Origin of the sequence: Pseudomonas sp. P135, from assembly GCF_020312125.1 — a bacterium.
In the GTDB taxonomy this organism is placed as follows: Bacteria; Pseudomonadota; Gammaproteobacteria; order Pseudomonadales; family Pseudomonadaceae; genus Aquipseudomonas; species Aquipseudomonas fragariae.
Window position 1 is genome coordinate 305,186 of the sequence record NZ_JAGPYR010000007.1, and the last position, 6,548, is coordinate 311,733.

The 6,548-nt window shown below is 54.3% G+C and carries 9 protein-coding genes and 4 tRNA genes; all 13 read right to left on the reverse strand.

Features of this window, described 5'->3' with window-relative positions; genetic code table 11:
• Window positions 1–209: 209 nt before the first annotated feature.
• Window positions 210–575, reverse strand: a complete 366-nt coding sequence (rplL, locus tag KBY08_RS13985; RefSeq protein WP_003400441.1) for a 50S ribosomal protein L7/L12 — start codon at window positions 573–575, stop codon at window positions 210–212.
• A 79-nt stretch (window positions 576–654) separates the two neighbouring features.
• Window positions 655–1,155 carry a 50S ribosomal protein L10 gene (gene rplJ, locus KBY08_RS13990; RefSeq protein ID WP_002555498.1) on the reverse strand — a complete coding sequence of 167 codons (501 nt, stop codon included), beginning with the start codon at window positions 1,153–1,155 and terminating at the stop codon, window positions 655–657.
• 202 nt (window positions 1,156–1,357) lie between these two features.
• A complete protein-coding gene (gene rplA / locus KBY08_RS13995; protein WP_003400443.1) occupies window positions 1,358–2,053 on the reverse strand; it encodes a 50S ribosomal protein L1 in 696 nt (231 codons plus the stop codon).
• The gene (gene rplK, locus KBY08_RS14000; protein WP_002555500.1) at window positions 2,053–2,484 is read right to left on the reverse strand and encodes a 50S ribosomal protein L11; all 432 of its coding nucleotides are present in this window, start codon (window positions 2,482–2,484) and stop codon (window positions 2,053–2,055) included. The genes rplA and rplK overlap by 1 nt, the downstream gene beginning before the upstream one ends.
• A gap of 118 nt (window positions 2,485–2,602) precedes the next feature.
• Window positions 2,603–3,136 carry a transcription termination/antitermination protein NusG gene (gene nusG / locus KBY08_RS14005; RefSeq protein WP_003317113.1) on the reverse strand — a complete coding sequence of 178 codons (534 nt, stop codon included), beginning with the start codon at window positions 3,134–3,136 and terminating at the stop codon, window positions 2,603–2,605.
• 9 nt (window positions 3,137–3,145) lie between these two features.
• Window positions 3,146–3,514, reverse strand: a complete 369-nt coding sequence (gene secE, locus KBY08_RS14010) for a preprotein translocase subunit SecE (protein WP_002555502.1) — start codon at window positions 3,512–3,514, stop codon at window positions 3,146–3,148.
• 46 nt (window positions 3,515–3,560) lie between these two features.
• A tRNA-Trp gene (locus tag KBY08_RS14015) sits at window positions 3,561–3,636 on the reverse strand.
• A gap of 165 nt (window positions 3,637–3,801) precedes the next feature.
• A tRNA-Thr gene (locus tag KBY08_RS14020) sits at window positions 3,802–3,877 on the reverse strand.
• Window positions 3,878–3,903: 26 nt separating this feature from the next.
• Window positions 3,904–3,977 (reverse strand) — tRNA-Gly (locus KBY08_RS14025).
• A gap of 24 nt (window positions 3,978–4,001) precedes the next feature.
• Window positions 4,002–4,086 (reverse strand) — tRNA-Tyr (locus KBY08_RS14030).
• A 142-nt stretch (window positions 4,087–4,228) separates the two neighbouring features.
• Window positions 4,229–4,657, reverse strand: coding sequence for a hypothetical protein (locus KBY08_RS14035; protein WP_003400446.1), 429 nt, complete (start codon window positions 4,655–4,657; stop codon window positions 4,229–4,231).
• Between the two features lie 7 nt (window positions 4,658–4,664).
• Window positions 4,665–5,414 (reverse strand): pantothenate kinase, encoded by a 750-nt coding sequence (locus tag KBY08_RS14040; RefSeq protein WP_003400448.1) that lies wholly within the window; start codon window positions 5,412–5,414, stop codon window positions 4,665–4,667.
• The gene (gene birA, locus KBY08_RS14045) at window positions 5,404–6,363 is read right to left on the reverse strand and encodes a bifunctional biotin--[acetyl-CoA-carboxylase] ligase/biotin operon repressor BirA (RefSeq protein WP_225651163.1); all 960 of its coding nucleotides are present in this window, start codon (window positions 6,361–6,363) and stop codon (window positions 5,404–5,406) included. Before birA ends, KBY08_RS14040 begins: the two co-directional genes overlap by 11 nt.
• Window positions 6,364–6,548 lie beyond the last annotated feature (185 nt).

A 6,548-nucleotide genomic window follows, 5' to 3' on the forward strand; every position in this document is an offset into this window, starting at 1 on the left:
GCTTGGTCACCTGCTTGTTTGGCTCCCTCCCGACGGAAGCAGCCAGAAAATCTTGCAAACCCCTTGGTTTGCGCCACCGCCATCGGTGGATACCACACGTTACAGACGTTGACAGCGCCAATCGTCTATAACGGAAAAAGGCCGGTGGCAAAAGCCACCAGCCATCAGCCTTTCGCTAAACGCGTGGGCTGGACACTCAAAATCGATGCTTATTTCAGCTCGACTTTAGCGCCTGCTTCTTCCAGAGTAGCTTTGGCTTTGTCAGCTGCGTCTTTGGCAACAGCTTCCAGAACCATTGCCGGGGCGCCGTCAACGACTGCCTTGGCTTCTTTCAGGCCCAGACCGGTCAGTTCACGTACTGCCTTGATCACGTTAACTTTCTTCTCGCCAGCTTCCAGCAGCATGACGTTGAATTCAGTTTGTTCTTCAACAACAGCAGCAGCAACAGCTGGACCAGCAGAGCCGGCAGCAGCGGTGACGCCAAACTTCTCTTCGAACGCCTTGATCAGCTCTACAACCTGCAGAACGGACATTTCAGATACGGCGTTAAGGATATCGTCTTGAGAGATGGACATGACTCAATTTCCTGAATTGGGGGACGGCCTACGCGACCATCAAAATAAACAAAAATACGCGAAAAGATCTGACTCAGCCTTAGGCTGCAGCTGCTTCTTTTTGGTCGCGAACAGCCGCCAGAGTACGAGCCAACTTGCTGGTAGCGCCTTGAATCACGCTCATCAGCTGAGAAATTGCTTCGTTACGGGTCGGCAGGCTTGCCAGTACATCGATCTGATTAGCTGCGAGGAACTTGCCCTCGAACGCAGCTGCCTTGATCTCGAACTTGTCCTGACCTTTAGCGAATTCCTTGAACAGACGGGCAGCAGCGCCAGGATGTTCGTTGGAGAACGCGATCAAGGTCGGGCCGGTGAACACGTCGTTGAGAACACTGAATTCAGTGTCAGCAACAGCGCGCTTGAGCAGGGTGTTACGTACAACACGTACGTAAACGCCAGCTTCACGAGCCTCTTTACGGAGTCCGGTCATTGCGCCAACCGTCACACCACGGGCATCAGCCACGACAGCGGACAGACCAGCTTTGGCAGCCTCGTTGACTTCAGCGACGATGGCCTTCTTGTCTTCGAGTTTAATTGCCACGGGTTTAACTCCTGCTTGTTACCGTTTCATCGGACCGGAGCCAGATGTCGTTTTGGTGTCTGATTCGGTAAGGAACCGGGAGCACCATCTGCGTAGGCTTGAGGTTTAAGACTTGCGTCGCCTACGGTCTTGGATAGCCCCCGCCAGGCAGGGACCCCAATCTTTCAAACGGTACGGCAATCGATCACCGTACCGTTTTGTCTTACGCTTCCAACGAACCCTGGTCGATAACCAGGCCTGGGCCCATAGTGGTGCTCAGGGTGATGCGCTTGACGTAAATACCTTTCGAAGAAGCAGGCTTGATACGCTTCAGATCAGCGATCAGGGCTTCAACGTTTTCCTTCAGCTTGACAGCGTCGAAACCGACCTTGCCAACGGAAGTGTGGATGATGCCGTTTTTGTCGGTGCGATAACGAACCTGACCAGCCTTGGCGTTCTTGACGGCGTTAGCGACGTCAGGAGTAACGGTGCCGACTTTCGGGTTAGGCATCAGACCACGAGGACCGAGAACCTGACCCAGCTGACCCACAACGCGCATTGCATCAGGGGAAGCGATAACGACGTCGTAGTTCAGATCGCCAGCTTTCATTTCAGCGGCCAGATCGTCCATACCCACGCGGTCAGCACCGGCAGCCAGAGCAGCTTCAGCAGCAGGACCCTGGGTGAATACTGCAACGCGTACAGTCTTGCCAGTACCGTGCGGCAGTACAGTAGCGCTACGTACGACCTGGTCGGATTTACGAGGATCAACACCCAGGTTGACAGCGACGTCGATGGACTCGCTGAACTTGACAGTCGACAGCTCGGTGAGCAACGCAGCGGCGTCTACAAAATTGTAAGACTTGCCAGCTTCGATTTTTTCGGCGATTGCCTTTTGACGCTTGGTCAGCTTAGCCATTACACACCCTCCACGTTAAGGCCCATGCTACGAGCGGAACCGGCGATGGTACGCACGGCCGCTTCCATGTCAGCTGCAGTCAGATCCGCATTTTTTGCTTTAGCGATATCTTCCAGCTGAGCACGAGTCACGGTGCCAACTTTAACGGTGTTCGGGCGAGCCGAGCCGCTGGTCAAGCCTGCAGCTTTCTTCAACAGAACCGATGCAGGGGTACTTTTTGTTTCGAAAGTGAAGCTACGGTCGCTGTATACAGTGATGATCACTGGAGTCGGCAAGCCTGGCTCAATACCCTGAGTACGGGCGTTGAACGCTTTGCAGAATTCCATGATGTTCACACCGTGCTGACCCAGAGCAGGACCAACTGGCGGGCTTGGGTTAGCCTGAGCGGCTTTCACTTGCAGCTTGATGTATGCGGTTATCTTCTTGGCCATGAGGCACTCCAATTACGGGTTCAAGCGCCAATAAAGGCTCCCCGGTTACTTACGCGTATATCCCAGTGACGAAAAAACCCCACAGCCTTGGGCTGCGGGGTATGGGATTCCAGCTCAGTTATGCCTTTTCGACCTGACTGAACTCCAGCTCTACCGGAGTAGAGCGTCCGAAAATGAGCACCGCCACTTGAATCCGGCTCTTTTCGTAGTTAACTTCTTCGACCGTGCCATTGAAATCGGCGAACGGGCCGTCGGTGACGCGAACAACCTCACCTGGCTCGAACAGCGTTTTCGGCTTCGGTTTGTCGCTACCGTCAGCAACGCGACGCAGAATCGCTTCTGCCTCTTTATCAGTGATGGGGGCAGGCTTGTCAGCGGTACCGCCGATGAAGCCCATGACACGCGGGGTATCCTTGACCAAGTGCCAAGTACCCTCATTCATGTCCATCTGAACAAGCACATAACCAGGGAAGAACTTGCGTTCGCTTTTGCGCTTCTGGCCATTACGCATTTCAACCACTTCTTCAGTGGGAACCAGAATTTCGCCGAAGCCATCTTCCATGCCTGCCAGCTTCACACGCTCGACCAACGAGCGCATGACATGCTTCTCGTAACCCGAGTAAGCATGCACTACGTACCAACGCTTAGCCACGGGACACCCTTAGCCAACTATCAAGGAAACAAGCCAGCCGAGCAGGGAATCAAGCCCCCACAACAGCAACGCCATAACCAGCACAACAGCCACAACGATCAACGTGGTTTGAGTGGTTTCTTGGCGAGTAGGCCATACGACTTTACGGATCTCGGCACGGGCTTCTTTCGCCAAAACGAAGAAGGCCTTACCTTTGCCTGTCTGCAGCGCTACAAATGCAGCAGCTGCGGCAATCACAAGGAGAGCGAGAACGCGATACAGGATCGGCTCAGCAGAATAATACTGATTGCCGACAACACCCACGACAACCAAAACGACTACCAGGAGCCACTTCAGCATATCAAAGCGAGAGTCTGATGCTTCAGCCTTGGGATTCATCTACGGAGATCCTGTGAAAAGAAAGCCAGATTACATCTAGGGAATCTGGCAGGTCAGGAGGGAATCGAACCCCCAACCTACGGTTTTGGAGACCGTCGCTCTGCCAATTGAGCTACTGACCTAAAAGCAAAATCAGGCCGACCATTATGCGGACCTGACGAGAGTTTTTCAACACCTTATTCGAATCGCACCTAACAGGCGACACACCCCGAACAAGCTTCAGGCGGCGCACACAGCGCGGAACCGCCTAAAACAAAGGCAGATATTTTCATATCTGCCTTTATCAATGGAGCTCTTGAGCGGATTTGAACCGCTGACCTCACCCTTACCAAGGGTGTGCTCTACCAACTGAGCTACAAGAGCAAAACACTGCGCATGAACCACAAGCCTGGAGCGGGTAGCGGGAATCGAACCCGCATCATCAGCTTGGAAGGCTGAGGTTCTACCACTAAACTATACCCGCACAACTTGCAGCTCGCGCTAAGTCTGGTGGAGGGGGAAGGATTCGAACCTTCGAAGTCGTAGACGTCAGATTTACAGTCTGATCCCTTTGGCCGCTCGGGAACCCCTCCTAAGCGAGGCAGCATTCTCAACTCATGCCACCCTTCTGTCAACCTTTTTCTCAGTAAAAACCTGAGGTTACATGCGTTGACTACTACCACTTCGTTCGTGAGACTTTCACCTCACTGCGAAGCGGGCGCCATTCTATGTAAACTAATCAGCAGTTGCAATGCCCTCGCACGACATTATTTGATTTTTTAATTGCGGAAAATCCTGACTCAGCTGACTGATCAAGCCGGCTTCGACAAGGCGTCGACTTTCCGGGGCGATTTTCAGCCAGTAGGCGGTAGCCCCACTGGACTGGATTGGCTGAAATTGAGACTGGATATCAAGGCTGTTCAATCGCTGCTCGACCAGGCGCGCATCCTCTTGCCTGGCAAAGCCACCGACGTACAGACACCTGGCGCCGGGATCGCTGGACACCCGCCCGGCATCAGACTCGCTGAGCAGACGAATATCCTGCTGAGTAGTACGGTGCAACGACAGGGGCATGAACTCTTTGGCCCTGATCGGAGCCTCCTGCTGATGCCAGATGTAATAAAAGGCATTAAGCATCAACAGCAGAAGAAATAACCAACGCATAAAGACCTCAACGCAAAGGGCAGGCCAGGGCCAGCCCCACGAAGACCAGATCAGGAACGATACGGGCCCCTGGGAGCACATCCGCAACCAGAGCAGCGTCGCCGCCAGTCACAAAAATAGCAAAGTCGTCGCCCCAATACCCACGGGCTATTTCGACCTGAGTCAATGCGAACCCACGAAGCATCAGCGAGCAGCCGCGCTCTACCGCTTCTGCGGTTGCACGCCCGGGGACAAGACGAACCAAAGCCCTTTCGGCCTCGGTGTCGTCATATCTGATGCGGCGGGTATGGGTGCGCAACTGATTGCGCATCAAGGGCATCCCTGGACAGATAAAACCACCAAGATGTGCGCCGCCCGCATCGACGAAATCAGATGTCACGGCGGTACCCAGATCAATCACCAGGCATGCACGCTTGACGAGATGGTATGCACCTACAAAAGCCAGCCAGCGATCCAGGCCAAGGCGCTCGAAATCGTCATAGCCATTCACCACCCCTCCAAGCTCACGGGCAGGCACTGCGCAGACGGGGGTGACGGAGAACGCGTTCGTCAGCACAGAAACCAGACGCGCCGTTTCTTCGGCGCTGCGAACACTTACCAGACGGCAGTCGCTGAACGTTGTGTCAGATAGATTACGCAAGTGCTCCAACAAGGCTGCGTCAGAGTCCACAACGCCGACGCTGACCACTGCTGCATCGCTCTTGGTGGTAATGCGCCACTTGATGAAGCTGTTGCCACAATCGAGTTCAAGAATCATCTCGCAACCTCAGGCTCAGCTCACCACCGCTAAAGCTTTTTTCCACACCATTGACTTCCAACCGCAGCGCTCCAAGCGAGTCAACCCCCAACACCAGTCCCTCCACGACCTCTACCCCCGAGAGCAACTTGACCGCAGCACCCTGCCACACATGCCCGCGCTCCCACTCTTTCTGAAATGCTGCAAAGCCTTCCTTGCGATGAACCGCCATGAGCGCCTCAAGCTGGGTGCTTATACGAGCAGCGACCTGATTGCGATCAACCAGCCCGCCTGTTTCGAGCCTCACCGACGTCCACAGCTGATCGACCTCGCTGGAGGAACGCATGTTTACGTTCACCCCTATCCCGATGATCACGTGACACACGTCCGCCGGATCGCCAATCAGCTCGAGCAAAATACCGGCGATCTTCTGCGTGCCAACGAGCACGTCATTGGGCCATTTAAGACCTGCGTCCTGGACACCCATATCACGCAGCACATTCATCACCGCAAGCCCCACCAACAAGCTGAGGCCTTCCAACTGACGCATCCCGCCATCGATGCGCAGGACCAGGCTGTAATACAGGTTTTCAGCAAATGGACTTATCCACTTTCGACCACGTCGCCCTCTTCCGGAGGTCTGCTGCTCGGCCACCACCAACAAAGGCATGGGAACGCCTTGAGCAATCAGGCGCGCAGCCTCAGCATTGGTTGAGTCGATAGAGTCGTAAGTACGTACAGACCAGCCGGCAGGAAAGCCTGACTGCATGATGTCAGCAGGACTTAGAAGAGAAATGGGCGTTGCGAGTCTATAACCACGACCGCGCACCTTGTGGACATCTATGCCCAGGTCCGCCTCAAGCTGCTGTAGCTGCTTCCAGACCGCACTGCGACTTATGCCGAGGGCATCGCCTAATACCTGCCCGGAATGAAATGCACCATCAGCAAGAAGCTTTAACAAGGTCAGCATTTGGAATCGCCTGGCAATAAGGCACGCATCATAGCCACGCAGAGGCATGATGCATAGAAACGAAAACGTGTTTTCACGTTGGTTTTTTGCAGATACCAGACAAACAAAAACCCTCAACGCGTAAGCGAAGAGGGTTTCTGGAATTCAATCTTGACGATGACCTACTCTCACATGGGGAAACCCCA